28 protein-coding genes are annotated in these 23,717 nt (G+C 57.5%); 15 read left to right on the forward strand and 13 right to left on the reverse strand.

What is annotated here, in order from left to right; genetic code table 11:
- The 5 genes from AC11W3_RS01045 to hemE form a co-directional block, all read left to right on the forward strand.
- Positions 1–193: ATP-binding protein (locus tag AC11W3_RS01045; protein WP_484092348.1), on the forward strand; the 193-nt coding region annotated here is incomplete at its 5' end.
- A gap of 366 nt (positions 194–559) precedes the next feature.
- Positions 560–1,486, forward strand: a complete 927-nt coding sequence (locus AC11W3_RS01050) for an ABC transporter ATP-binding protein (protein WP_484088853.1) — start codon at positions 560–562, stop codon at positions 1,484–1,486.
- A 413-nt stretch (positions 1,487–1,899) separates the two neighbouring features.
- Complete coding sequence (locus AC11W3_RS01055; RefSeq protein ID WP_484088888.1) at positions 1,900–2,655, forward strand: ABC transporter permease; 756 nt, start codon at positions 1,900–1,902, stop codon at positions 2,653–2,655.
- Positions 2,656–3,141: 486 nt separating this feature from the next.
- Positions 3,142–4,206, forward strand: coding sequence for a radical SAM protein (locus AC11W3_RS01060; RefSeq protein ID WP_484088852.1), 1,065 nt, complete (start codon positions 3,142–3,144; stop codon positions 4,204–4,206).
- 232 nt (positions 4,207–4,438) lie between these two features.
- Entirely contained in the window at positions 4,439–5,458 is a 1,020-nt protein-coding gene (hemE, locus tag AC11W3_RS01065; RefSeq protein ID WP_484092349.1) for a uroporphyrinogen decarboxylase, read from the forward strand.
- Here hemE and AC11W3_RS01070 read toward each other — a convergent pair.
- Positions 5,419–6,021 carry a hypothetical protein gene (locus AC11W3_RS01070; protein ID WP_484092350.1) on the reverse strand — a complete coding sequence of 201 codons (603 nt, stop codon included), beginning with the start codon at positions 6,019–6,021 and terminating at the stop codon, positions 5,419–5,421. The genes hemE and AC11W3_RS01070 overlap by 40 nt on opposite strands.
- 274 nt (positions 6,022–6,295) lie before the next feature.
- On the opposite strand from AC11W3_RS01070, the gene AC11W3_RS01075 reads away from it, so the two are divergent.
- A complete protein-coding gene (locus AC11W3_RS01075; RefSeq protein ID WP_484091448.1) occupies positions 6,296–7,906 on the forward strand; it encodes a methyl-accepting chemotaxis protein in 1,611 nt (536 codons plus the stop codon).
- A gap of 235 nt (positions 7,907–8,141) precedes the next feature.
- Complete coding sequence (locus AC11W3_RS01080) at positions 8,142–8,621, forward strand: pyridoxamine 5'-phosphate oxidase family protein (RefSeq protein ID WP_484091447.1); 480 nt, start codon at positions 8,142–8,144, stop codon at positions 8,619–8,621.
- 51 nt (positions 8,622–8,672) lie between these two features.
- Here AC11W3_RS01080 and AC11W3_RS01085 read toward each other — a convergent pair whose 3' ends face one another.
- A complete protein-coding gene (locus AC11W3_RS01085) occupies positions 8,673–9,002 on the reverse strand; it encodes a DUF3147 family protein (RefSeq protein WP_484091446.1) in 330 nt (109 codons plus the stop codon).
- A gap of 185 nt (positions 9,003–9,187) precedes the next feature.
- On the opposite strand from AC11W3_RS01085, the gene AC11W3_RS01090 reads away from it, so the two are divergent.
- Both AC11W3_RS01090 and AC11W3_RS01095 read left to right on the forward strand, forming a co-directional pair.
- The gene (locus AC11W3_RS01090; protein WP_484091445.1) at positions 9,188–9,691 is read left to right on the forward strand and encodes a YehS family protein; all 504 of its coding nucleotides are present in this window, start codon (positions 9,188–9,190) and stop codon (positions 9,689–9,691) included.
- Positions 9,692–9,713: 22 nt separating this feature from the next.
- Positions 9,714–10,244: a hypothetical protein gene (locus AC11W3_RS01095; RefSeq protein ID WP_484092351.1), complete on the forward strand. Its 531-nt coding sequence runs from the start codon at positions 9,714–9,716 to the stop codon at positions 10,242–10,244.
- A gap of 125 nt (positions 10,245–10,369) precedes the next feature.
- Here the strand turns inward: AC11W3_RS01095 and AC11W3_RS01100 are convergent, their stop codons facing one another.
- Positions 10,370–10,792, reverse strand: coding sequence for a fasciclin domain-containing protein (locus tag AC11W3_RS01100; protein WP_484091443.1), 423 nt, complete (start codon positions 10,790–10,792; stop codon positions 10,370–10,372).
- A 102-nt stretch (positions 10,793–10,894) separates the two neighbouring features.
- On the opposite strand from AC11W3_RS01100, the gene AC11W3_RS01105 reads away from it, so the two are divergent.
- From AC11W3_RS01105 to AC11W3_RS01115, 3 genes are all read left to right on the forward strand, one after another.
- The gene (locus AC11W3_RS01105; protein ID WP_484091442.1) at positions 10,895–11,311 is read left to right on the forward strand and encodes a DUF2721 domain-containing protein; all 417 of its coding nucleotides are present in this window, start codon (positions 10,895–10,897) and stop codon (positions 11,309–11,311) included.
- Between the two features lie 59 nt (positions 11,312–11,370).
- On the forward strand, positions 11,371–12,222 hold the full coding sequence (locus AC11W3_RS01110; protein ID WP_484092352.1) for a ChaN family lipoprotein: 852 nt from the start codon (positions 11,371–11,373) through the stop codon (positions 12,220–12,222).
- 97 nt (positions 12,223–12,319) lie between these two features.
- Complete coding sequence (locus AC11W3_RS01115; RefSeq protein WP_484091440.1) at positions 12,320–13,327, forward strand: tetratricopeptide repeat protein; 1,008 nt, start codon at positions 12,320–12,322, stop codon at positions 13,325–13,327.
- Between the two features lie 434 nt (positions 13,328–13,761).
- On the opposite strand, the gene AC11W3_RS01120 is transcribed toward AC11W3_RS01115, so the two are convergent.
- The 3 genes from AC11W3_RS01120 to AC11W3_RS01130 all read right to left on the reverse strand — a co-directional run bounded on the left by AC11W3_RS01120 (position 13,762) and on the right by AC11W3_RS01130 (position 15,959).
- Complete coding sequence (locus AC11W3_RS01120) at positions 13,762–13,962, reverse strand: CsbD family protein (protein ID WP_484091439.1); 201 nt, start codon at positions 13,960–13,962, stop codon at positions 13,762–13,764.
- Between the two features lie 54 nt (positions 13,963–14,016).
- On the reverse strand, positions 14,017–15,072 hold the full coding sequence (locus AC11W3_RS01125) for an alpha/beta hydrolase (protein WP_484091438.1): 1,056 nt from the start codon (positions 15,070–15,072) through the stop codon (positions 14,017–14,019).
- A gap of 668 nt (positions 15,073–15,740) precedes the next feature.
- Entirely contained in the window at positions 15,741–15,959 is a 219-nt protein-coding gene (locus tag AC11W3_RS01130) for a hypothetical protein (protein WP_484091437.1), read from the reverse strand.
- Between the two features lie 663 nt (positions 15,960–16,622).
- On the opposite strand from AC11W3_RS01130, the gene AC11W3_RS01135 reads away from it, so the two are divergent.
- A complete protein-coding gene (locus AC11W3_RS01135) occupies positions 16,623–17,801 on the forward strand; it encodes a PAS domain-containing protein (protein ID WP_484091436.1) in 1,179 nt (392 codons plus the stop codon).
- A 134-nt stretch (positions 17,802–17,935) separates the two neighbouring features.
- Here AC11W3_RS01135 and AC11W3_RS01140 read toward each other — a convergent pair whose 3' ends face one another.
- On the reverse strand, positions 17,936–18,346 hold the full coding sequence (locus AC11W3_RS01140) for a YidB family protein (RefSeq protein ID WP_484091435.1): 411 nt from the start codon (positions 18,344–18,346) through the stop codon (positions 17,936–17,938).
- A 24-nt stretch (positions 18,347–18,370) separates the two neighbouring features.
- Positions 18,371–18,649, reverse strand: a complete 279-nt coding sequence (locus AC11W3_RS01145) for a hypothetical protein (protein WP_484091434.1) — start codon at positions 18,647–18,649, stop codon at positions 18,371–18,373.
- A gap of 187 nt (positions 18,650–18,836) precedes the next feature.
- Here AC11W3_RS01145 and AC11W3_RS01150 point away from each other — a divergent pair, with 187 nt between their 5' ends.
- Positions 18,837–19,331 (forward strand): hypothetical protein, encoded by a 495-nt coding sequence (locus AC11W3_RS01150; protein ID WP_484091433.1) that lies wholly within the window; start codon positions 18,837–18,839, stop codon positions 19,329–19,331.
- 130 nt (positions 19,332–19,461) lie between these two features.
- Here AC11W3_RS01150 and AC11W3_RS01155 read toward each other — a convergent pair whose 3' ends face one another.
- The 4 genes from AC11W3_RS01155 to AC11W3_RS01170 all read right to left on the reverse strand — a co-directional run bounded on the left by AC11W3_RS01155 (position 19,462) and on the right by AC11W3_RS01170 (position 22,075).
- On the reverse strand, positions 19,462–19,881 hold the full coding sequence (locus tag AC11W3_RS01155; protein ID WP_484091432.1) for a response regulator: 420 nt from the start codon (positions 19,879–19,881) through the stop codon (positions 19,462–19,464).
- 6 nt (positions 19,882–19,887) lie between these two features.
- Complete coding sequence (locus AC11W3_RS01160) at positions 19,888–21,321, reverse strand: DUF342 domain-containing protein (protein WP_484091431.1); 1,434 nt, start codon at positions 21,319–21,321, stop codon at positions 19,888–19,890.
- 372 nt (positions 21,322–21,693) lie between these two features.
- The gene (locus tag AC11W3_RS01165) at positions 21,694–21,897 is read right to left on the reverse strand and encodes a neprosin family prolyl endopeptidase (protein WP_484091452.1); all 204 of its coding nucleotides are present in this window, start codon (positions 21,895–21,897) and stop codon (positions 21,694–21,696) included.
- Positions 21,898–21,940: 43 nt separating this feature from the next.
- The gene (locus AC11W3_RS01170) at positions 21,941–22,075 is read right to left on the reverse strand and encodes a hypothetical protein (protein WP_484092353.1); all 135 of its coding nucleotides are present in this window, start codon (positions 22,073–22,075) and stop codon (positions 21,941–21,943) included.
- Here AC11W3_RS01170 and AC11W3_RS01175 point away from each other — a divergent pair.
- The gene (locus AC11W3_RS01175) at positions 22,064–22,327 is read left to right on the forward strand and encodes a GIY-YIG nuclease family protein (protein WP_484091430.1); all 264 of its coding nucleotides are present in this window, start codon (positions 22,064–22,066) and stop codon (positions 22,325–22,327) included. The two genes, AC11W3_RS01170 and AC11W3_RS01175, sit on opposite strands and share 12 nt — an antisense overlap.
- Before the next feature lie 236 nt (positions 22,328–22,563).
- Here the strand turns inward: AC11W3_RS01175 and AC11W3_RS01180 are convergent, their stop codons facing one another.
- A complete protein-coding gene (locus AC11W3_RS01180) occupies positions 22,564–23,592 on the reverse strand; it encodes a cytochrome-c peroxidase (RefSeq protein WP_484091451.1) in 1,029 nt (342 codons plus the stop codon).
- Between the last annotated feature and the right edge of the window lie 125 nt (positions 23,593–23,717).

Consider the following 23,717-nt stretch of genomic DNA (forward strand, 5'->3'; position numbering starts at 1 on the left):
CTATGGGGTAGGGGACATAGAGCATCACACCTCCGGCGACACCGCCTTCATGTCCAAGGGATCGGGGCTGGGGTTATCGATCGTGAAGGGCATCATGGAGGTCCACGAAGGAGCCGTCTGGGTCGAAGGCGAAGAAGGCAAAGGCAGCACCTTTTCCCTGCTCTTTCCAATGTCCGAAAAAGAAAACCATTAGCCGCGGAGACACGGAGAAAACCGGAGAAGTGCTAAAACCAGGAAGGAGGGGAAGGCTACCGCGGCACCTCTTCCCTCTCTTCCCATGCCTCGAAAACAAAACCATTAGCCACGGAGACACGGAGAAAATCTGAGAAGTGCTAAAACATCGAAAGCATGGAAAGCAACGAACCGACGTCTGATTAAACGAGCCAACGTCTGATTAACAATAAGAAAAAGCCGACCGTAGCGTCCCCCCCTTGACAAAGGGGGGACAGGGGGGATTTGCCTTTGGGTAACTTGCTTTAGACGTAAAGGCCGTTGAAGTTCATCCTGTAAATCCTGTCCATCCCTGTAAGACCGTCTTTGATGTTGTACAGGAACATAGATGCCCCATTCCGTCATCCTACATAACATAACCAAGAGCTACAGCGGCTTCAAGGCCGTCGACAACTTCTCCCTGGAGGTCGAGCGCGGCACCGTCTTCGGCCTCCTCGGCCCCAACGGCGCCGGCAAGACCACCCTGATCAAGATCCTCACCACCCTCATGAAGCCGACCTACGGCGACGCCTTTGTCGAAGGCTTCAGCGTACTCACCGCCGGGAAAGATGTTCGCCGCCTGATCGGCGTAGTTCCCCAGGAAAACAACCTGGACCGCTATCTCACCGCTAGGGAGAACCTGATCCTCCACGGCCGGTTGCACGGCATGCGCCCCTCGGCCTACAACCCGAAGATCGACGAAGTCCTGGAGATGACCGGCCTTGCGGGGCGGCAGAGGGATTTCCCCGACACCTTCTCCGGCGGGATGCAGCGCAGGCTGGTAGTCGCGCGCGCCCTGGTGCACGAGCCACGGGTACTCTTTCTTGACGAACCGACCACCGGCCTCGACCCGCAATCGAGGCGGGCGTTGTGGGAGTACATCAGGGGGCTGCGTCACAGGATGACCGTCTTCCTGACCACCCACTATATGGACGAAGCCGACGCATTGTGCGACCGGATCATGATCATGGACCATGGCGTCACCCTGGCAGACGGAACCGCCGCCGAATTGAAGGACGCCTTCTCCCGCGCCCACCTGTATGAAGTGGAGTTTATGAGCGACGACCGCGAACGCGAGGCCATGCTGGCCAGTCTCCCCTTCGTGCGAACAGTCGAGAAGGCCGGTGCCGTCTACCGGGTCACCCTTGCCGGTGAAGACGCCATAAAGCCCTTCATGGACTCCCTCGCCGGAGCAGACATCCGGAAGATCTGTCTCAAAGAGCCGACACTGGAGGACGTCTTCATCTCGTTGACCGGGGAAAAGGTCAGAGAATAGAGGAAAAGCCTCACCACAGAGGACCCCGAGGGGGCCGCAGAGGACACCAGAGGAAAAGCAACAGCAGGAGAGAAACAACAGCTGAGATAAACCGCAGAAGCACGGAAGCGCAGCAGGGACAGAAGCAGCAGAAGATACGAGAGCAGAAGATACGAGAGCAGGAGAGGTAACAGCAGGAACCACGAAGACCTCGCTATCACGTGAGCTGCCAGAACCACGTCCCCTCGCCCTACGGGAGAGGGACAGGGTGAGGGCAGCTGCCACCGCAGATTACCCACCCCTTGGCCTAGACATCCCCCTCCCTTGGAGGGAGGGGGCGAGGCTTGCGCGCCGAAGGGCGCTTCAGACCCGCAGGCACGGGGTGGGGGAAGCCGCCACGAAGGTACGACCCGAAAACCAAGGGAACCAACGAAATGTTCAAAGGCGCCATCTCCATATGGGGCAGAGACATGATGGTATTGCGGCGGAGCATCTTCTCTGAGCTCATCGCCGTAATCGCCTATCCGCTGACCCTCTATCTCGCCTTCGGCTTCGGCCTCAAGGGCTACATCACCGACGTCAGCGGCGTTCCCTATTCCCTCTTCATCGCCCCCGGCCTGATCTCCATGACCGCCGTGAACGCCGCCTTCGACGAGAGCTCCTGGAGCATGTGGTTCCACCGCCGCGTGCAGCGCACCATCGAGGAATACCGCGTCACCCCCATAACCGTCTACGACATTGTCATCGGCAAGATCTTCTCCGGCTTTTCCCAGGGGACAATCAAGGGCGCCGTCGTCTTCCTGGTGATCCTGTTCCTGACACCGTTCCGGATCGACTACAGCCACCTGCCGATGTACCTCCTGGTGATCGCCATCTCCTCCATGACCTTCTCCTGTCTCGGCACCATCTGCGGCACCATCATAGATAAGCCCGAAAACATCGGCCGGGTACAATCCGTCGTCATCGTCCCGTTAATCTTCATGGCCGGCATCTTCTTCCCCCTATCCTCGTATCCGAAGGCCATACTGCCGGCAATCCAGCTCCTCCCGACCACCGCAGTCTTCGAGGGCGCCAGAGATGCCCTCCTCTTCGGTCACGTCCCCGTCCATTACCTTCTCAACCTGGTGTTAAGCGCCGCCATCCTTTTTGTGATCGCCGTCTACACCTTCAACCGCAAAATGGCCGAGTAAGTGGGTTCTCTCAAAAACTACCCATATAAAAACTAGGCATTCGGCGCGGGATAAACTTCTGATCGAATCGGATAAGGCGAATCAAAAGGCATCAAAAGGTTTAAACACTCTTTAAGATTTTGAAGTATCAGATTTTATCCGATTTTAATCCCGCGCAAGAAAAGGTTTGTTAGCTGGTACTCCCATGGATCTCCCGCAGGGGCGAGAACTTTGGCCCCGGCACTGGTGTCGTCTCCCTCCCGCTTCCCTTTGCGTCCCAGCGCCTTGGCGTGAGGCGATTCTTCTTGAGTTATTGCCCCTTTTCATAGTAATCTTCACGATAAATTCATACCCTGGATACCGATTGAGACCTCCGAAGCGGGGTCCGGTAACGCAAGCGTACCTTGTCGCAGAGCCGAACGTTTTGGCGTGAATATCCCATTCCCTGCCTTAGCCGATGAGCCCCCCGCCGCATGCAACGCTTTCCAGGTCCAAATTGGAGAAACCATGGCTGAAGAGTTTGTACCGAAATGGATTGCCTGGGAGACCACCCAGCGCTGCAACCTGAAGTGCGTTCACTGTCGCTGCTCTTCCGAGCTGACCTCCTCCGAAGGTGATTTCACCACGGAAGAGGGGAAGAACCTGATCAAAGAGATCTCGGAGTTCTCCAAGCCGGTCATGGTCCTCTCCGGCGGCGAGCCGCTGATGAGGCCGGACATCTTCGAACTGGCAGAGTACGGCACCTCGCTCGGCCTGAGGATGTGCATGGCCAGCAACGGCTCCCTGGTTACCGACGAAGTCTGCGAGAAGATGAAGAAGGCCGACATCAAGATGGTCTCCCTCTCCCTGGACGGCTCCACCGCCGAGGTCCATGACAACTTCCGCCAGTGCCCGGGCTCCTTCGAAGGCGTGATGCGGGCCGCCGAACTCTTCAGAAAGCACGGCCAGAAGTTCCTGATCAACTCCTCCTTCACCAAGCGCAACCAGACCGACATCGCCGCCACCTTCAAGGTCGCGAAATCGATCGGCGCCACCGCCTGGTACATGTTCATGATCGTCCCCACCGGTCGCGGTGAAGAGATCATGAACGAGCTCATCTCCAAGGAAGACTACGAAGAGATCCTCGACTGGCACTATCACCAGGAGAAGATGGAAGACGACATCCTGATGCGTCCCACCTGCGCGCCGCACTACTACCGGATCGTGCCGCAGAAAGCCAAGGCCGAAGGCGAGAAGTTCGAGCGCAGATCGCTGACCTTCTCCACCGGCGGCGGCAAGGGCTGCATCGCCGCGCAGACCATCTGCCTGATCGACTGCTACGGGAACCTCAAACCCTGCAGCTACTTCCACCGCACCGCCGGGAATGTGAAGCAGACCCCGTTCAAGGAGCTGTGGGAGAACAGCGAGATCTTCAAAGACCTGAGGGATTTCAAAGCCTACAAAGGCAAGTGCGGACAGTGCGAGTACATCAACGTCTGCGGCGGCTGCCGCGCCCGTGCCGATGCAGTGCATGGCGACTACATGGCGGAAGAACCGTTCTGCAACTACGTGCCTATCAAGATGAAGAAGTGAATGGTGAATGGTGAATGGTGAATGGTGTAAAAGCCAGCCACTATCCCCGCCTTCCCCTTTCTGAACTTCCCAGGTCAGTCCTTGTTAAGAAGAAGCCGTCCCCAACGTCCCCCCCTTGTCAAAGGGGGGACAGGGGGGATTTGCCTCTAGCTTTATTGTTTTGCAATACCGCCACTGCGACCCCGAGTCTCCGTGGCAAAACTGTTCTCAAAAATCCAAGGAGGGATATTCAATGAATAATCGATTTCTAGACGCGTGTTGGGGAAAACCGGTAGACAGAATCCCGGTCTGGCTGATGCGTCAGGCAGGACGTTACCTTCCCGACTACATGCGCGTTCGTTCCAAGTGCACCTTCCTCGAACTCTGCCATACCCCCGAGCTGGCCGCTGAAGTCAGCATCCAGCCCGTAGACATCCTCGGCGTCGATGCCGCGATCCTCTTCTCCGACATCCTGACCCCGATCGAGCCGATGGGCATGAAACTCGACTTCGTCCCGGGCCCGGTCTTCGAGAAACCGATCCGCACCATGGCCGACGTCGAAGCCCTCAAGATTCCGAAGATGGAGACCGACGTCCCCTACGTGCTCGACACCGTCAAGATACTCCGGAAAGAGCTGGCCGCCAAAGTGCCCCTGATCGGATTCGGCGGCGCCCCCTTCACCCTCGCCTGCTACATGGTCGAAGGCAAAGGCTCCAAAGACTTCGCCGCGCTCAAGAAGATGATGTATGCCGAGCCGGAGATCTACGCCGCGCTGATGGAAAAGATCACCACCATGGACATGGAATACCTTAACGCCCAGATCAAAGCCGGCGCCCAGGCCATCCAGATCTTCGACACCTGGGGCGGCATGCTTTCCCCGGCCGACTACGAGCGTTACGTGTTGCCGTACACCCAGCGCCTGATTAACGGTCTGGACAGGACCAACGTCCCCGTCATCCACTTCGTCAAAGGCGCCGGTACCATGCTCGACATCGTGAAAGAAGCCGGCGGCGACGTGATGGGCCTCGACTGGCACATCAACCTCGGCAAAGCCAGGGACATCCTCGGCGACATGGCCGTCCAGGGCAACCTCGACCCCACCGTGTTGTTCGCCCCGAAAGAGATCATCGAGCGCGAGGTGAAGAGAGTGCTCGACGAGAACGCCGGGCGGCCAGGACTGATCTTCAACCTGGGTCACGGCATCCTCCCCACCGTCCCCCCCGAAAACGCCATCTACATGGTAGAGTGCGTACACAGGCTCTCGCAGAAATAGATAAAGCTCCAAATAGAAGAAGGGCGGCCCCAAAAGGCCGCCCTTCTTGCTAAACAACGCCCAATTTCTTCTTCTTTCAACGAACGGTCGTCACCCTTCGACCAACCGTTGTCACCTTTCGACAAACGGCCGTCACCTTTCGACAAACGGCCGTCACCTTTCGACCAACGGTCGTCACCTTTCGACAAACGGTCGTCACCTTTCGACAAACGGTCGTCACCTTTCGACAAATGGTCGTCACCTTTCGACCAACGGTCGTCATCTTTCAACCAACGGTCCTCACCCTTCGACCAACGGTCGTCACCTTTCGACCAACGGTCGTCACCTTTCGACCAACGGTCGTCACCTTTCGACCAACGGTCGTCACCTTTCGACCAACGGTCCTCATCTTTCGACCAACGGTCCTCATCTTTCGACCAACGGTCGTCACCCTTCGACCAACGGTCCTCATCCTTCGACCAACGGTCGTCACCTTCCGACCAACGGTCGTCGCCTTTCAACCAACGGTCGTCATCTTTCAACCAACGGCAGTCATCTTTCAACCAACGGTAGTCATCTTTCAACCATCGGCATCGTCACGGTCAAGACCATCGGGTTCAACCAGTATGGCACCGTGGTGATCACCTTCAAACCAACCCTCATGGTCTTCAAACGCGGCTTCGGCCCGACCATCGCACAACCAAACCTGAATCCAGACCACAGGTAGAGGACGTTTTTCCCCTGTCCCCCACTGCTCTGTCCCCGTGTCACCACCCTCAGGAATTCACCGACAAACAACTAAAGTATCCAACGGATGCGCCGATGTAGTGACAAAACCCTTTTGAGGAGTCCAGTACTATGGCAACAATCAAGTCCAAGATAATTGTCAACATCGCCGTAATCAGCTTCACCATCATCGGCATTGTCGCCATGAATTACGTGAACCTGAAAGATCTTAGTCACCTGCAGGATGTGGGTGCCGAACGTGCCCGGGACGCAGTAAATGCCAAGGAAGCCTCCATGGGAGGAATGGCGCTCTACCAAGTCATTGCGGATGCCGAGATAAACCGCGAATTGGATCAAACGGCTAAAGTCTGGTCTGAGAAAAAGGCCGAGGTGCTCAAGGCCATAGAGGTAACCATCAAGGCCGCTGACACGCCGGAAGAAAAGAAAACTGCCGAAGAGGCAAAGTCTGCAGTCGAGGGCACAGTGGCGATTTTCGAGCAGAAAATGCTCCCGTTGCTCAAGTCCTCTGTCGGTCTATCGGCAGAAATTCGGGATCTGGACAGCAAGATCGATAGTGAGGTCAAAAAGACCGCAGCAAGCATGGATAAGGTCGTTGACTTGTTACAGAAAGAGACCAAGGCTACCGATGACGAATTTGATAAGGAAATAAAGAAGATTATTGTTGAGACACTGATAGTTGGCTTGCTCGGTGTTTTGCTTCAGGCAGCTCTATCAGGATGGCTGCTGAAAACGATCATGAAACCGATCAATTCCCTGAGCCAGATGTTGACCGATATCACCCAGGATCACGATCTGACCAAGCGACTGGATGTCAGCGGCAACGACGAAATTGCACAGGTCGGTCGTGTCTTTAACTACTTTATCGACAAGTTCCAGGAAGTTGTCAGCCACATATCCAGCACATCCAACCATGTGGCCACTGCCGCCAACCAGCTTCATTCCACCTCCGAACAGATCGCTACCGGGGCGGAAGAGGTGGCTGCCCAGGCGGGGAATGTAGCTACGGCCGGAGAGGAGATGTCTGCAACATCGGGCGACATCGCCAACAACTGCCATATGGCGTCGGAAGGTGCCCATCGCGCCTCGCAAACCGCCAGCAAGGGGGCAGCGGTGGTAGAGAACACCATAGCGGTCATGGCCCAGATCGCGGCCAAAGTGCAGGAAACTGCCAAAACCGTTGAAAGCCTGGGCGCTCGCAGCGACCAGATCGGGGCCATCATCGGCACCATCGAAGACATCGCGGATCAGACGAACCTCCTGGCTCTGAATGCGGCGATAGAGGCGGCTCGAGCTGGCGAACAGGGGCGCGGGTTTGCGGTTGTTGCCGACGAGGTCCGGGCTTTGGCTGAGCGTACAACAAACGCTACCCGTGAAATTGGCGAGATGATCAAGGCAATTCAGAAGGAGACGAACGGCGCAGTTGTAGCCATGGAACAGGGGGTGCACCAAGTCGAAGCCGGAACGGAAGAAGCGGCGAAATCAGGCGCGGCTTTACAGGAAATTCTCGCGGAGGTCAATGAGTTGGCTATGCAGATCAACCAGGTAGCCACGGCAGCTGAAGAACAGACTGCGACGACGAGTGAGATTTCCAGCAATATGCACCAGATAACCCAAGTGGTGCAACAAACCTCGCAGGGAGCGCAGGAATCGGCTGTCGCGGCAGCCCAATTAAGCGGAAATGCGGAGGAATTACGGCGTCTGGTTAACCAGTTCAGACTGTAGCTGGCGGAAGGAGGCGAGAGGAGTGGGGGCGTAGGTTGCTAATTTCGAATCTCCTCCGCCTCTCTCCTGGCCGCCCCCAGATATGACAGTCCTGGTATTGCTCGTACCGCCGGTGTATTTCCTTGTAGATAATTCCTGCATATTGAGTTATGAAAAGCAGGCAACTGTGTATGGTCTTCTATCACGACCCCACTTTCCCCTTCTATTAATCCCACAGTTTGGAACAGGCTTCACTATGCGCAGAACGGAACGTGAAATCCTCGACCTGGAATTCATGCACCAGGTCCTAACGGATGCCCAGGAAATCTTTATTGCCATAAACTGTGAGCATGCGCCTTATGTGTTGCCGGTCAACTACGTGTTCCACAACGGCTTCATCTTTTTCCATTGCGCTCCGGAAGGTCGAAAACTGGATTTGCTCCACGTGGACCCGCGTGTTGGATTCTCCACGGCCGTCGATATCAGAGTGGAAGGAACTACCACTCGCTATCGCAGCGTCTGCGGTTCGGGCATTGCTGAAGTCGTTGACGATCCTGTCCTGAAAGACGAAGTCCTGAAGGCTTTGGCGGCTCGCTACCAGGCTCCTTGCGTTTTCCCCGTTTCAGACCAGAAACTCGCACATACCAGAGTCGTCCGCATCCGCATCGAAACCCTCACCGGAAAGCATTCCCACTCCGGGGAGGGGCCCAGACCTACACCACATTTCGAACGTTGAGGCTCTGAGGCGTCGCTGGAACACCTTGGCAAAGGGCACCTGGTTAGCCTGCTACCTCAAAAGCCACTGGTGGATCGCTGCTCCGGCAAGCCAGACTGCGAAACTCAGCGAGAGGGTGAGCGGTAGGGGGACTTGGCGACGAAAACAGAGAAAGGCGACGGCAAAGAACAGGATGGTGGGTAGTATCCCCCAGAGGACGCCGCCTGAATACTTTTCCAGGAGCTTGAGATCGCCAGGGTTGTCTGTGTAAAGCCAAACCAGCACCAGGAGCGAGGTGAGGGGCATGGCGGCTATCAACCCCGCCAAGGTCGGTAACCGTTTTCCTATCAGGACGCAACTGACAATGATGACATTGGTGATGAGCAGCTTGACGAAAAACACTGTGACCTTCCGAGATTCCTTGGCAGAGTCTGTAGATATGATCTATGCTAGGCGCTACGCCACTGTCGGCATAGTGGCAAAAATTCCTGATTGTAGTCAAGCAAATTGAATCCTTCTGTGGCGCCTATAGTCTCGTTCGGGCGCCCCTTGCCAGGTTGGGGATAGGAACAAGGAGAAGTAGCTTCATGACAAATAACGACGTATTCCGCCGATTGCGTTACGCGATCAATATAAACAACCAGACAATAGTCGAGATATTCAGGTTGTCAGGTCAGAAGATGGGACAGTCCGATATCACGGCTCTTATGAAGAAGGAGGACGAGGAAGGGTACCTGGAGTGCAGCGACCAGGTCCTCGAGCATTTCCTTGACGGCCTTATTGCCTATAAGCGGGGAAAGCGGGAAGGTAAAGTTGATCAGCCGAAAGTAGTAGCGACTCGCCTGACCAATAACGACATCCTCAAAAAAATCAGGATCGCACTGGAATTGAAAGAGGAGGAGATGCTTGCGGTACTCAAACTGGCCAAGTTTCCGACATCCAAATCGGAACTGACCGCGCTCTTCAGAACCAAAGGGCATGAAAACTACAAGGAGTGCGGCGACCAGTTGCTCAGAAATTTCCTGAAGGGGCTCACCCTCAGATACCGCAACGACAGCGTCGGGAAAAAGGGTGCCGCATCGGATGATTAGTGGGGAAGGCGGTGGGGTATCGATGATGCTTCCAGTGCTGAAGCTGTTCCTTATTCCGGTCGGTGGCGGAATACCTGCCGGCGTTTTGCTTGCTCGCGCCAACGGTGTCGCCTGGCCCATCACCACCGCTCTCTACCTGGTTTCCGATGTGATCCTGGCCCTGGCCTTCGAACCGTTCCTTCGCATCCTCGCTGCCTTGGGGGGCAAGCTCCCCCTTCTGGCCCGTATCGCCGCGGCATTCAAGTCCGCCACGGCTCGCAGCGTATCGCACTTCAGTGGGACCGGCGCCGGTCCCGTCACGCTCGTGATGATCGCCTTCGGCGTCGATCCCATGACAGGGCGCACCTCGGCGCTTGCTGTGGGGCACGGGTTCCTTGCCGGATGGGCCTTCGCCATCGCTGGAGACATGCTTTATTTCGCAGTCATCGCGCTCTCGACCCTGCGCCTGAACTCATACATCCGGGATCCAAACACGACGATGCTGATCGTCCTCGGCGCGATGTTCGTCGTCCCCTTGCTCGTCCGCTCTATTCGGTCGAAACTAAAGATTTGATAATCGGTCCGCAATCTGTTAATCCCATCATTGATGGAATGTGATCAAGTCGCGCCGTTGGGGGCGATGGGGATGGGCACCGCCGGCATGTCAGAGGCTTGAACTTCTGGAGAAGCTGGAATAGTTCAGCAGCCTCCGCAGTACCACCCCGAGAACTGCGGCAAAAAGACGTTGTCGATGACGTGTATGATCCCGTTGCCGCACCTGATGTCCGCGGTGACGTACTTCGCGTTGTCGATCACCTGGCGCCCTTCGTCGACGCCGATGCTGAGCGACTTTCCGTTCTCGGTAACGAGATGCTGGTTGCCGGCGATTTCCGCGCTGCTGTATTCCCCTGCCAGCAGGTGATATTCGAGGAGCGCGACCAGGTCATTGCGGTCTTTGCTGATCTCGTCTATGTTGACCCGCTTGAAGGCGTCGTCGTTGGGAGCAAAGAGGGTGTATGGCCCGGGCTGCTTCAGTCTGTCCGTCATGCCCGCCAGCTTCAGCAGCGACAGGAAGGTGGTGAAAGAACCGTCTGCGCCAAGTGCGTCCAGGATGTCGTTCATAAAGCCTCCTTGACCGTTTCATCCATCGTAGCACGAAGGCTCTTGCCCCTCAATGGCGGGAAGATTCACTGAAGGCATGCCACCTGTTGCCACGGAGCCATAATGGAGATCGACCTCACAACCCCGGCGCTGCTTTTCCCGGCCATATCACTCCTGCTGCTAGCCTTTACCAACCGATTCCTCGCCATCGCCGCAGTTATCCGCAGTCTGCACGACCGCTACCAGGTCAACCCCGACAAAGTCATCATCAAGCAGATCGGGAATCTGCGTCACCGCATGATGCTGATCCGCAACATGCAGGTCTTCGGCGTACTGAGTCTGCTGCTGTGCGTTGTCTGCATGTTCGTATTGTTTGCTGGATATTTCGAACTGGGGAAGATAATATTCGGCATCTGCCTGGTGCTGATGATGATCTCGCTCGGCATCTCGATGCGGGAGATCCAGATCTCCGTCAACGCCTTGAACCTGCAGCTAAGTGACCTTGAGGTCGCGAAACGGGGCGAGAGGCCCGGAGAGTGACGTTGGCGCCCCTGAGGCGACGTTGCTGTTCAGCGGTTCCCACATAAGGAGGAGCTTTGGTGAAAACGTTCATGGCCTTCACATTTTCCGTCACTCTCCTGCTCTCCACGAGCATGGCCGCAAACGCCGCCACGAACCTCGTCCGCATGGGCGACAAGGGTCCGGTGGAATTGGGTCAAGTCGTGGAAGACGTCGGGCGGGCTGACGTAACTTTCATCGGCGATACCCACGACGACAGCCGTCTCCATGGGAACCAGCTGGAGATAGTACGAGCCCTTTATGCCAGGAACCCCCGGCTGGCCATAGGGCTGGAGATGTTCACGACCGATAACCAACGGTATCTCGACGACTGGACCACGGGGAAACTGGAGGAGAAGGAGTTCACCGCCGTCTACGCCAAGAATTGGTCCTACGGCTGGAGCCTGTACCGTGACCTTTTTATCTTTGCCCGCGACAACCACATCCCCATGATCGCGCTGAATGTCCCCAAGCCGATCATTGCCAAGGTCGTCAGGCAGGGGGGGAAGGCGCTAAGCGAAGGCGAAATGAAGGAGCTGCCGCCGGGAGTCAGCTGGACCCTGAACCCGCGCCAGGCCGATTACCTCAGGCGCATCAGGGAACAGGTCTTCGGCAACAGGGCTACGAAACTTCCCGTCGCCAATTTCGACGAGGCCCAGGCGCTTCGCAACGACACCATGGCCTACAATATCGCCAAGTTCAGGGAGAACGCCCCCAAGAGTAAAGTGGTGGTCATCGCCGGGACATGGCATGCCATCAAGAACGGAGTGCCGGAGAGTCTCAAGAAGTACGGAGCCTTGACCAACAAGGTGGTGCTGCCGGACCTGCCGGATTTCGCCTGGTTGAAGCCAGCCGCGGAAGACGCCGACTACCTCATCCCGAAAGGGAAGTAGCCGCTGCCGGAGGCGGCCGCATTGACATTGATAATCCATAGCAGTGACAGGAAGGCCTAATCCCGGAGCTTAAGGCTCCCACAGTCAAAGGACAAAAATGAGCGTATTCAAGAACTTATTTGGGAAGAAGGATTCCAGTGACAAAACGGCCAGTGGCAAGAAGGCAGCGGAATCTCGCGCGGTGGATTTCACCGAGGCTTTATCGATGCACCTGCGCGGCGAAATCGAGCCGGCGCTAGATGCCTACCTGAGGATTGCCGGGGAACTCCCGGATGACAACCTGGCTCCCTTTTTCGCCGCCGCAATCAAGGCAGGCAAGGGAGAGGTCGTTCAAGCTGCGGAAAGCCTCCGCACTCTCAGTGGCAATATCGCATCCCGGGGTGATGTCATCTCGAGGGCAATTGTCCTCGATGTAGCCGCCGTGGCGAGCGACATGAAGATTGCTGCTGTTGCGGAGATAAGTGGCTCGTTGGCGGAACGGCTGAAGAAGGAAGGGTTCGTCAAGGAATCCGTGGTATGTCTGGAAATAGCCGCAGGCCTTGCCCCGGACAATGCCAATGTTCTCCACAGGTTCGCCGATACTCTTCACGACCTCCGCATCTATGATTATGCCGAAAAGGTGCTGCTGGAGGCTCTGCGAATCGCCCCCAACCACTGGGGCGCACTCTACACGTACGCCGTCCTGCTCCAGGACTTGGGGCGTGACGAAGAGGCGCTTCCCTACTATGAAAAAGCGGCTAAATTCGACCCCACCCACGCCAAGTGCCGGAACAATTACGGCGCCGCCCTGCTGAGAACGAACCGCGTTGAAGAGGCCCTCGTCCAGTGCACTGCGGCCGCGGAACTTGACCCGGCATCTCCCCTGGTGAAGATCAACCTCGGCAATATCCATATGCTGCTGCAGCAGTATGAAACCGCCCGCACCTGTTTTGCTGAAGCCATCTCGTTGAATGGAAATCTTGCTCCGGCACATTTCGGTCTCGGAAGGATCGAGGAGTTATCGGGAGGCGATCCCGCGAGCATTCGGCAGTCATACCTCACCGCCGTCCAGCTCAATCCGTCACTTGCCGAAATCCATCCCGCACTGAAGAGTCTTGTGGCCTGACCGACTCCCGCATCGACGGGTTTCCCGGGAGAAACTTGATTAACTGCCGAGAGTGCAGGCTGATGAAGTATCAGTAGCAGCGATTTTGTTGAAGTAACGGGGGCAATGGCAGGTCTAAGATGAAAATCTCTCCAAATATGCAGGTGATATTCATCCTCGTGTTCATCATCTCGCTTGCGGCCGTGGGATATCTTTCCCTCTCGTACTTTCTCGGTACCTTGGAGTGGGGTTTTCCCGAGCTCTTTTAGCATCGAGATCGGGCGGGTGTTGTGGCGGCCGGGACGATGGCGGGTATAAGAAGGTAGGCCTGTGTGCTGGCAGTGTGTGCTGGCAGGAGGGTTAGCCGCAGGACGAGACAGGACCGGAAACAGATACGGGCGGCCGAGGTGGCCGCCCGTTTTGCAAATGAGAAGCAATCGCAGTCACTGCTGTACTTACCACTTTTTCTCCTTAAATTCGCTCTGCACGCTCTTTTCAGCTTTGCCCACATTTTTCTGGGTTTTGCCGGCTATTTTTTCGGCTTTTCCCTCGGCCTCCAGGGAGACGTTGTGGAAAATCTTACCGGTTGTTTCCTTGATTTTACCCTTAGCTTCATGTAGTGCGCCTTTTGTGACGTCTTTTGAGCCTGATCTCATTGCCTGTACCTCCCGGCTTATGCCGTTGTACTACTGGTGACTGCGATCGCTCTCCTACCATCTGCCATAATTTATTTTATCACGAACGCTATCGCGAGAGGGAAAGTCGTTTCCAATGGCGCTTCGCGCCGAAGAGGAGCCGCCTGAGGGAGGCCGTCCTCGGCGGGACGGCTCTTCCCCGGCAGTCAGGATCCCCAGGACGGCAAGTTCCTGCTTGAGGATGGCGACGATCTGCCTTGTCAGCTCCCTGTTCTTAGGGCTCACGTGCCTGGCTTCCAGCCAGACCAGTTTCTTTGGATTCCTCGCTCTTTCGAAGAATTTCTCGGTGCATTGGCGGGGGATAACGTCGTCGTTTGTGCCGTTGATCATCAGCAACGGTATCGGTGATATGCGGTCGGCGTAGCGGTTTGGCTCGATGGGGCGAAGGAGGAATCCCCCCAATGTGCTGAGGAGCGCGCCCTGGATCTCGCCTCCGGCAAAGCTGCTGATTTTCTTCTTTAGCATGCAGCGCAGATCGCCCCCGCCGAAGACCATCACCGCCGCGGCGGGACGTCGGTCCTCCACTGCCATGCAGGGGACGAAGGGGGCTCCCAGGCTGTAACCGACCAGGATTATCCTTCCCGGATCAACATCTTCTCTACCAGCCAGGTAGTCGACAAGGAGCATCACGGAAGGGACGGTATCGAGGGCGGCCCGTCGCAGAGCAGGGAGTTGGGCCATGAACTTGAATGCTGTGCCAAGGTCCTCCTCCCTGTATGGATAATCCGGGGCCGCGATAATCAGCTGTGAAATGTCGGTGACGTAGTCGACTGCCTGCCTCCCGGTGCCGAGACCTCCCAGCAGCACCACGGCGGGGTAGCGGTGTGAGCGCTCCTCCTTTGCAGGAGTCAGCAGGTTGCTTACCACCTTAAGCCCCGAATCGCTTGCCAGGGAGAGCCTGTGGTAGTCGAAGGTAGGATCCGATCGATATGGGATAAGCTGGACGGAAGCCAGGTTTCCCTTTTTGCTCTTGAAGTAGTGACTGTAGTCGCTACAGCCGAGATAGAGGACGCTCCCGGCGGCGAAAAGGGCGCAGGCCGCCACTGCAAGGACTTTCCTGGTTGTTTTCATGGCTAAATTATCCGGCAGCTTGCGGTGCACTGCAAACGGCATCGTCACAGGTTCCGTCAGCCCTCCGCTGTGGCTTGGTCCCGGATCGCCATTCGGACCCTCCCCTCTCCTGGTTTGACATTCTCCGCGCCTGCATTAATCTCTGCTGCAGTAATCGGGGACTGTATCCAGAGCCCGGAGGCAGGTGCAACCGGACTCAGAGCGAGTTTCTTCGCAAGAAGAGGAAGCGCTTCCGTGTGACTCGGGCGTAGGAGGGTGAAATGGGCAGCACCAGGAGGACGCTTTGTCTTATGGTGATATTTTTTCTGGCCGCCAGGTCGGCGCCGATCTGCGCAGGCGCGAACGCGGATTCGTCGGCATCCATCGAGGCTGGCAGGGGGAGTGAGGATGATGCCGCACCTCGCCAAGCGGCACCGGCGGCGCAACGTGGGGATAAGAGTGTTGGATATTCAGCGGGGGATGAAGTCCCTGATCTGGCGGAGAACCAGCGCAGCTGTTTAAAGGAGGGGGAATATTGTAACCGGCTCAACGACCGATGCTGTAACGGGCTATATTGCGCAGGTGGACTTGTCCCGACCTGCTATCGGAAGCCATAGCAGAAGGGATCCTTGCGAGACAAGGAGGGCCCGGGGCTGTCGTCTGAACTCCCCGAGCCCTTGAAATACGGTTTAGCCTTCGCCCACGATGGCGGGAATCCTGTCGATCTGGTTCGGAAACAGGTCCGTCGGCACGCTGTCTTTCCCCATTTGCTGGCGGACGAGGTAACGTGCACAGCCGGCATAGTTGTCATTGCAGTACATCATTTTGAATACATTGCTTGTTGAAGGCATGTTGCTCATCTTGTCGTTGAAAAAAATACACTTCTCCAGAAACTCGCACTTGCTCATGCTTCCCTCTCCTTAAGCTGGTTTGACTTCCTTAACTGGCCATATTTCCGTTGGTTGCCTCGCCTGCAGAAGAAGATAGATCGCAAAAAGTGGGGGCGCGGGGCATCGATGACAGAAAAAGTGGCACACCTGTCGAAATCGGTATATTAGCATTTTAGGAATCCAAGATCACGATCAAATCAGCATGATGTGTGAAAAAATATTCTCAAGCTCCCCCCTCCGGCAGAATTCGACGAACGAATCCCGGCGCTACCTCCGAACAAGGCCGATCCCTTCAGGATTGAGGGCGCTGTCGTCTTCGGGCTTCGGAACTATATCCCAAAAAGGTTGTGCCTTTCCCCCCCTTGACAAAGGGGGGAAGGGGGGATTTGGTTTGTTTGAGCTGGCAAAATCCCCCTCGATCCCCCTTTTTCAAAGGGGGAAGGTCCTATGGTGTTGCAGTACCTTTGTTTTGGGCATAGATCCGTCGGGCTTTCAGTCAGGAGTACTTGTCCAGGTATCTGGGACTGTCCTAGGAGAGAGTCTGACTGTCACAAAATGAGACACTTGCACTCCTTTCCCTGTAAAAAGGTCATCCCCAGGCTTGCCGGTAATAAAGTTATTGACACCAAGCTCCCGATCCTATAGTTGTGAAATATTTTTCACAACATTGGAAGGGAACAGATGTCGCCTGAAAGAATCCCCCAGCACGCCTGCCGGTTGCTGTTCGAGAACAACATGGACGCCGTCTTTCTGACTGTTCCGGATGGCACCATTATCGCGGCGAACAGTGCTGCCTGCGAAATTTTCGGTATGACGGAAACCGAAATATGCGCTGCCGGGAGAGCCGGCTTGATCGACCTCACCGATCCTCGGGCCAGGGTGTTCCTGGAGGAGCGGGCGGCGAAGGGGAAGGCCAGGGCGGAGTTGACCTGCAAAAGGAAGGATGGCAGCACCTTCATAGGCGAGGCCTGTTCCGTCATCGTCGACGGCGGCGCCAGTGCCTTTGTCATGGTCCGGGATATCACTCCGCAGAAGGAGGCGGAGGAGGCGCTGCGGCAAAGCGAGCAGAGGTTCCGGACCCTCACCGAGAACAACCCCGACATCATCGGCCGTTTCGATCGCCAGCACCGCCATCTCTATCTAAGTCCCGCAGCCGAGCGGGTTACCGAGCGCCCGGCGCAGGAGTGCCTGGGGAAGAGCGCCCGCGAGCTGGGGATGCCGGCTGGCCTCTGCGAGCGCTGGGAGGCGTGCCAGGATCGCGCCTTTGCCGGCGAGCGGGCCACCATGAAGTTCGAGATAATGGACAGCAACGGCAGGGTCCGGCACCTGTGGGACATGTTCCTCCCGGAGTTTGCCGCGGACGGCTCGGTCGAGTCCGTCCTGGCTATTTCCAGGGATATAACCGAGCTGGTCGAGGTAAAGAACTCGTTGCAGGAGAGCGACCAGCGCCTGCGCCTGGCGCAGGAGCACGCCTCATTCTTCTCGACCGCCCTCCAGAAATCCTCACAACCCTTCTCGGCCGGCTACCCGGACGGCAGGCTGATCACGTTCAACCCCGCCTTCATTGCCCTGCTCGGTTACGGCGCCGACGACCTCGGTATTGCTACCTGGGGGGTCGACCTTACCCCTCCGGAATGGCGGGCGCATGAGGCGCGGGTACTGGAAGAGCTGCACCGCAGCGGCTCCCCCCAGGTCTACCAGAAGGAATACTGGCGCAAGGACGGGACACGGGTCCCGGTGGAACTGAAGGTCCACCTGGCTAAAGACCCCGATGGTGACGATTACTACTACTCCTTCATCACCGACATAACCGAGCGCAAGCGGACTGAAGAGGCCCCGAGGGAAGAACCTCACAGCTAGGACGAGTTCCTGGCCGCGCTTCGTAGCAAGGTCATCGAACTCTCAACCAGGGGCTGCGATGCTGATCCGAGCCGAAAAAAAGGGGAAGCGACCGGCCGCCGCTTCCCCTTCCAATACCTGCCTCGTTTCCTTCCTCAGGAAAACCTGCTCTTCAGCAACTCCAGTCCCTTTTGGAGCATCCCCCCTTCAGGGATCTTCCCCTCGGGGGTCAGCTGGTCGACGAGGTTCGGCAGGTGCTCGGACAGTTTCGAGGCCGCCTCGTCGGTCGATACTCCTGCGTTGGCGGCCACCTTTTCCAGCCGCTCGTTTCCCAGCCCCTCCTTCACCTGTTGCGGCGAAATCGGGGCGTTGGGCCCGTTGCCGATCCAGGAAGAGATGATGTCACCCAGACCCTTTTGCTGGAAGGACTGCATGAGCCCGCTCAGGCCTCCGCTTTGCTGGTCCGAGAGGAGCTCCGTTACCGCCTTGATGATTCCGGCGTGCGCTCCTCCGGCCCCACCGAGCATGCCCTCGGCCTTGCCTGCAAGGTCGTCGAAAATTCCCATCGAGTCCTCCCTTTCCGGCAATGGTTATTTTTTCTTCTTGCCCGTCTCTTCACCCTTCGCCTTGATGTCGGTCGCTTTCATGGAATACATCACGGTGACCTTGCTCCCGACCTTGAGGTCCCCGCTGACCTTGGTCTCCTTGTCGCGGGCGATCTCCCACTTCTCGCTCCCCTTCTGGACCACGATCCGGTCCTCCTTCACTTCCAGCACCGGGCCGGTCACCTGGTAGGTCTTGACCCCGGCACCAAATGCGGTCGTGGCGGCAAGCAGAGTAACTCCCATCACAGCAGCAGTCAGTCTCATCTTTCATATCCCCCTTGTGAACCTAGGATGAACTGCAACCTTTAAGTGATAACAACTTCCTGGGCTATGTCAAATTCTGCGCCGAGATAGGAGCGGGGGACAGGGTGCTGGAATTAGATATTGCTTGGATAATCTGTGGCACTCATGTTAAAGAGGTGTGGTGTGAACCAGTAGACAGGAGGGTGATTTGAGAGTGGTCGCAAGAGTAGCAGCGTTGTTGGCAGTGGTGGTCGTGTTGGCAGCTTGCGCTTCGCAAAGAGCGGTGAAGCCGAGTCCCGCAGCCGGGTACAACTTCAGGCACAATGCCTTCGACTTCAAATACGCCTGGAAGACCACCGAGACCCCCGAGGGGGTGAGGGTGGAGGGACTGTTGAAGAACATCCGCTACCTCCAGGTTGAAGACGTCGATGTCACGGTGTCGCTGTTGAACAAGGAGAGCAAGGTTGTCGCCGAGGATATGACCATGCCGGTTCCCCAGACCATGACGAAGAACGACTTCCGGAGTTTTGTCTTCATCTTCAGGGGAGCGAAACTGTCCGGGGTGGAGCAGCTCCGGTTCCAGGTTGGCTACAGGGGCTCGGACGGGGGATCCCTGGTTCAGCCCTGGAAAAGCACCTTCACGGTCAAGGCCGCAACGGGAGCCCTCATCGGTACCAGGGAGAAGATCACCGACGAGTGGTAGCTATCCCGGAGAGGGATCAGCCGCGGCGGCGGACCGTACAACCGAATGTGGAGAGAGAAAAGGCAGAGTCCCGCAATGGCTCTGCCTTTTCCTGTGCGCCGGGGGGAACACCAGCCTGGGCTGAACCTGCCTAGGCGACAGAGAGTTCGGCGTCGTCGATTGCCGGGAGAAGTCCATGCCTGCTGATGACGGAGCGCATCGTCTGCCAGAGGACGGGCTTCACGATGAAAGCGTCGCAGCCTTCGTTTTCCAGTGACTTCAGCATGTCGGCGGTGCTGCGACTGTTGGTCACCATTATGATCACTGCCCGGTCGGCCTCGTGCCGCTTCTCCGCCGCCCTTATGGCATGCAGCGCCTCGAGTCCGTTCATCTCCGGCATGAGGATGTCGAGGCAGATCAGATCGAAGGGGTCGTCCGCAGCCAGCGCCTCCTCGACAGCCCATACACCCTCGACGCCGTTTTCAGCCATCACCGTTTCGCCAAAGTTCTTCAACATCGCCACCAGTACCAGGCGGTGGATTTCGCCGTCATCAACGATAAGAATCCGCACTACATTTCACCTCATCCTTGCAATTTGAGCCTGCCGCTGGAATTCACCCTCGATCCAGCTCGCCTTCAGTGAAAGCTCCGTCATCCCGAGGAAGCGCAGGCCCCCCTCCAGCTTGTTCTCGATCATGGAAAACGGACCCGGCCGTTCCTCGCGGAACTCCTCCGCCAGCATGTCGAGGCTGACCGTCACCCCACCGTAAAGGATCTTGCGGATATTGACCTTGGCGTTGGCGCCCTCGTACTGTCGCGCGCGTATCTCGCGGATCAGCCCGGTGATCCGGGCCCTCTCCCGCAGGGTAAGGTCCCGTTCCGCCTTGGTCCCCTCCGCCAGCTTCTGGCGGTCGGTAAGGACCTTCAGCTCATCGAAACACCGAGTAATCTCTTCCAGGTCCCGGTAGCTGACCCCCACCACCACGCGGGTGTGCAGGTTGGTCACGCTCCCGAGGGTCCCCACATCGACTCCGGCCAGGGCTACGCATTCGCCCCCGACGATACCTCCCCGTTTGACACGGATGGCGCCGAGGCACTTGATGCCGCACAGGCGTATCTCCGATTCGACAATGACGTCTTGGGCCACCTCGATCCTCGCGTCGTAGATGAAGTTGGCGCGCAGGGTCCCGCCGCAGAGCACCGTGCCGCTCCCCTGGCCGTTCATGCCGCAAAAGGTGATGTCACCGGCGGAACTTATCGCGCAGGCGCCGACGTTGCCGTGGACCTTGACCCCTTTGCTCGCGGTGACCTTGAAGCCGTCGAGGATGTCTCCGGTCACTTCCAGGAAGCCGTTGAACTCTATGTTGCCGACCTTGAAATCGACGTCGCCCGATACCAGATAGACATCTTCGACCGAAACCTCGCCATCCCTGCAGAAGACACGCCCCCCGCCGGTGGCGATGATCTCGGTGCCGCCCTCGGCAAGGGAGACGCCTTTGCCGAGCCTGACCACGACAGGCTTACCCGGAACTGCCGGGATCTCGGCTCCGAAGACGGTAACACCCGGCGTCCCGTCCCCGGGAGCGACAATGGTAGCCACTACCTCGCCTTCCTGGACGTTCAGGAATTCCTGGACCTGGCGGAAATCGACCGATCGTGTGCTCTCCTCGGAGGAGGGTCCCGGCTCAAGGCCCTGCCGGTTGAGAGTTATCCTGCCGTCTTCCCCCGCAATCATCGGAACGCCCTGTGCCAGCAGCAGTCCCGAGACGGGAACCCCCTCCTGCGCCCTCTGCATGAGTAAGCCGATGGCATCCTCCTGCAATCCTGTATTTACTCCAGCCTCGGAAAGAAGTTCATGGAGTTGGCTCTGGGAAAGTGGCGGACCGCCGGAAGGTTGATAGGTTGCGAAGCACGATGAGCCATCCGGCGCAAAGGTAAGCACCATGGTAAAACCGTGGCTACCGTATTCGAGCCGTCTTCCTTCGGTGCTTTCGGATGCTGCTGGTGTCATAGGTGCCTCATTGGGGCAGGATGGAGATTCATAGAAGTTATCGGTGCGGGTGCCGTTTTTCTTTAGAAACAGGCAAATGAAAGCGGGCAAAGATCTATTAAATACTGATAATGTCGATGGTCGAGGCTCCCAGCTAGCTCCTTTCTCAACAATGACTCTTGATCTCTGGATCTCGCCCAGGGAGGCGCCGGCGGGAAAGGCCAGGGTTTCCGGCGCATCCGTTACCTACCTGAACAGGCTGGCACTGAAGAGGAAGCTCCGCAAAAGCGGGCTTTTCCAGGTGACGCGCGACCCCACCCCTGGCCCCCTCCCGCGAGGGGAGGGGGATTCGAGAGGAGGGTAAATTTGAAGGGAGGGGGGATTTCCCCGAGGTCAGTGGCAGCTGGGGCCGCCGAAGTAGAGATAGGTTCCCCAGGTGCCGAAGATGTTGTGAATGGCAGCGGTGTAGCAGGAAGGATCGGGCTCCTCCTTCGTCAGGTTCGCCCATTGGCTGGTGGTGTTGGTGTCAATGTAGAAGATGGTGTTCTGGTAGGCAGCCTTGCCGAAGCCCTGGTCGGACTTGGCCCCACTCCCGATACCGCCGGGGTGGCACTCACATTAAGGTGAATACTACAAACAATCAGGGGACGGTCAAGGTGCCGGCTGTAGCGCGTTGCGCCGAAGCGTTGACCGCGGGCTCATAGGAGTTGACCCTGGAGTCGGCAAGGCTTATGGTGTGGGAAAATGTCGATGGAGTTTCGAATTGAATTGGCATGTCTACATCATCCTATGTTCCGATGACACCCTCTATACCGGAATCACCACCGATATCGAGAGGCGGATGCGTCAGCATGCAAGTGGGAGCGGGGCCAAGTACTTCCGGGGGAGGCAGCCGAAGGAGCTGTTGTATCTCGAGGGTGGGCACGACAGAAGCACGGCCAGCAAGAGGGAGCTGGCCATCAAGGCCATGAAAAAGGCGGAGAAGGAGTTGCTGGCGAGGTCGAGCCGCACACCCTTTGACCGCTGAGGGGCGATGGCTGACGGGACATGTCGCCGTTCCTGCCGAGCCTGTCGAAGCCGTTGCCGGCCGACCACTGATTTGACCGCTGAGGGTGAATCATTGACGCACTATGTTCCCGTTCGTGCTGAGCCTGTCGAAGCACGCATTATTTGAAGGGAAAAAACAGAGGGAGGACCGGCTGCGAGCCGATCCTCCCTCTGTCGTTATGCCTTGTGCGGGAGTGGCATCCCTGCCGCGATATTTCAGATGACCGGATGGGGCGTCTTGTCTGAATTCGGCGGCATGATGGGGTACTGCAGCTTCGGCGGCTTCCCGTTCAGCGTCCCGAGAAACGCCACCACCTTGTCGGCGTCGGCTTCGGTCATGGTGATTCCGAGCTGGCTGGACCCCATCACGGTGACGGCGTCTCCCAAGGCCCAGACTTTGCCGGAGTGGAAATACGGTGCTGTCACCGCCACGTTCCGCAGTGCCGGTGCCTTGAAGACGTACTTATCGCCTTCCGCGTTGGTCACCTTGAAGCGCCCCAAGTCCTCGGTGGGCCTGATTTCCGGGGAAGGCTTTGTCCTCAGCCCGAACGGGAAATAACCTGCGCCGCCTGCATTGATCCCGCCGTGGCAGCTGACACATCCCTTATCCATGAAGAGCCGCAGCCCCTCCTCCTGTTTCGCCGTAAGCGCCTTCCGATTTCCTTTCAGGTACCTGTCGAAGGGGGAATCCGGTGTCAGCAGGGTCGCTTCGAAGACCTCGATAGCCTTGGCCATATTGGTGAAGGTGATGGCCGAATTCTCTCCGGGGAAAGCCTTCCTGAAAAGAGGAGCGTACCCCGGGATGCTGCGCAGCGTCTGCACCACCTGGACAGGGTTATTGTTCATCTCCACCGAGGCCTGGACCGGTCCCTTGGCTTGGGCCTCAAGATCGGCTGCGCGTCCGTCCCAGAACTGGGCGACGTTGAAGACCGCGTTGAAGACCGTGGGGGCGTTGCGGGGACCCTTTTGCCAGCGGTGGCCGATGGAGGTTTCCTGGAGGTCGGCACCGCCGAGGCCGACATTGTGGCAGGAATTGCAGCTGATCAGCTGGGAGGCTGAGAGACGCGGGTCGAAGAAGAGTTTCATCCCCAGGTCGATCTTTGCCGGGGTCGCCGGGTTATCCTTCAGAACCGGCGCCTTGGCAGGAATCGGCTTGAACAGTGCCTGTGCCCGTTTCATAGTGTCATCACTTCCCCAGGCAATGGATGTGGTGAGTAGCAGTAGTGACAGAGGGACCAGTTTCATCATATCCGCCTCCTTGGTTGCCTATAGCTGAGAGAGTTCAGGTTCCGGCGTTATCTGGATGGATACGGCTGACAACCCTTAAAGACTTACTGCGATATCGCTCAATGTCAACGGGCCCCCCGGTC

It is taken from the genome of Geomonas sp., assembly GCF_056994735.1.

Bases quoted from the DNA above. Each gene is read 5' to 3' on its own strand.
- AC11W3_RS01050 (WP_484088853.1), top strand. From the start codon at position 560: ATGCCCCATTCCGTCATCCTACATAACATAACCAAGAGCTACAGCGGC.
- AC11W3_RS01055 (WP_484088888.1), top strand. From the start codon at position 1,900: ATGTTCAAAGGCGCCATCTCCATATGGGGCAGAGACATGATGGTATTG.
- AC11W3_RS01060 (WP_484088852.1), top strand. From the start codon at position 3,142: ATGGCTGAAGAGTTTGTACCGAAATGGATTGCCTGGGAGACCACCCAG.
- hemE (WP_484092349.1), top strand. From the start codon at position 4,439: ATGAATAATCGATTTCTAGACGCGTGTTGGGGAAAACCGGTAGACAGA.
- AC11W3_RS01075 (WP_484091448.1), top strand. From the start codon at position 6,296: ATGGCAACAATCAAGTCCAAGATAATTGTCAACATCGCCGTAATCAGC.
- AC11W3_RS01080 (WP_484091447.1), top strand. From the start codon at position 8,142: ATGCGCAGAACGGAACGTGAAATCCTCGACCTGGAATTCATGCACCAG.
- AC11W3_RS01090 (WP_484091445.1), top strand. From the start codon at position 9,188: ATGACAAATAACGACGTATTCCGCCGATTGCGTTACGCGATCAATATA.
- AC11W3_RS01095 (WP_484092351.1), top strand. From the start codon at position 9,714: ATGATGCTTCCAGTGCTGAAGCTGTTCCTTATTCCGGTCGGTGGCGGA.
- AC11W3_RS01100 (WP_484091443.1), bottom strand. From the start codon at position 10,792: ATGAACGACATCCTGGACGCACTTGGCGCAGACGGTTCTTTCACCACC.
- AC11W3_RS01105 (WP_484091442.1), top strand. From the start codon at position 10,895: ATGGAGATCGACCTCACAACCCCGGCGCTGCTTTTCCCGGCCATATCA.
- AC11W3_RS01115 (WP_484091440.1), top strand. From the start codon at position 12,320: ATGAGCGTATTCAAGAACTTATTTGGGAAGAAGGATTCCAGTGACAAA.
- AC11W3_RS01120 (WP_484091439.1), bottom strand. From the start codon at position 13,962: ATGAGATCAGGCTCAAAAGACGTCACAAAAGGCGCACTACATGAAGCT.
- AC11W3_RS01125 (WP_484091438.1), bottom strand. From the start codon at position 15,072: ATGAAAACAACCAGGAAAGTCCTTGCAGTGGCGGCCTGCGCCCTTTTC.
- AC11W3_RS01130 (WP_484091437.1), bottom strand. From the start codon at position 15,959: ATGAGCAAGTGCGAGTTTCTGGAGAAGTGTATTTTTTTCAACGACAAG.
- AC11W3_RS01135 (WP_484091436.1), top strand. From the start codon at position 16,623: ATGTCGCCTGAAAGAATCCCCCAGCACGCCTGCCGGTTGCTGTTCGAG.
- AC11W3_RS01140 (WP_484091435.1), bottom strand. From the start codon at position 18,346: ATGGGAATTTTCGACGACCTTGCAGGCAAGGCCGAGGGCATGCTCGGT.
- AC11W3_RS01145 (WP_484091434.1), bottom strand. From the start codon at position 18,649: ATGAGACTGACTGCTGCTGTGATGGGAGTTACTCTGCTTGCCGCCACG.
- AC11W3_RS01160 (WP_484091431.1), bottom strand. From the start codon at position 21,321: ATGACACCAGCAGCATCCGAAAGCACCGAAGGAAGACGGCTCGAATAC.
- AC11W3_RS01170 (WP_484092353.1), bottom strand. From the start codon at position 22,075: ATGCCAATTCAATTCGAAACTCCATCGACATTTTCCCACACCATAAGC.
- AC11W3_RS01180 (WP_484091451.1), bottom strand. From the start codon at position 23,592: ATGAAACTGGTCCCTCTGTCACTACTGCTACTCACCACATCCATTGCC.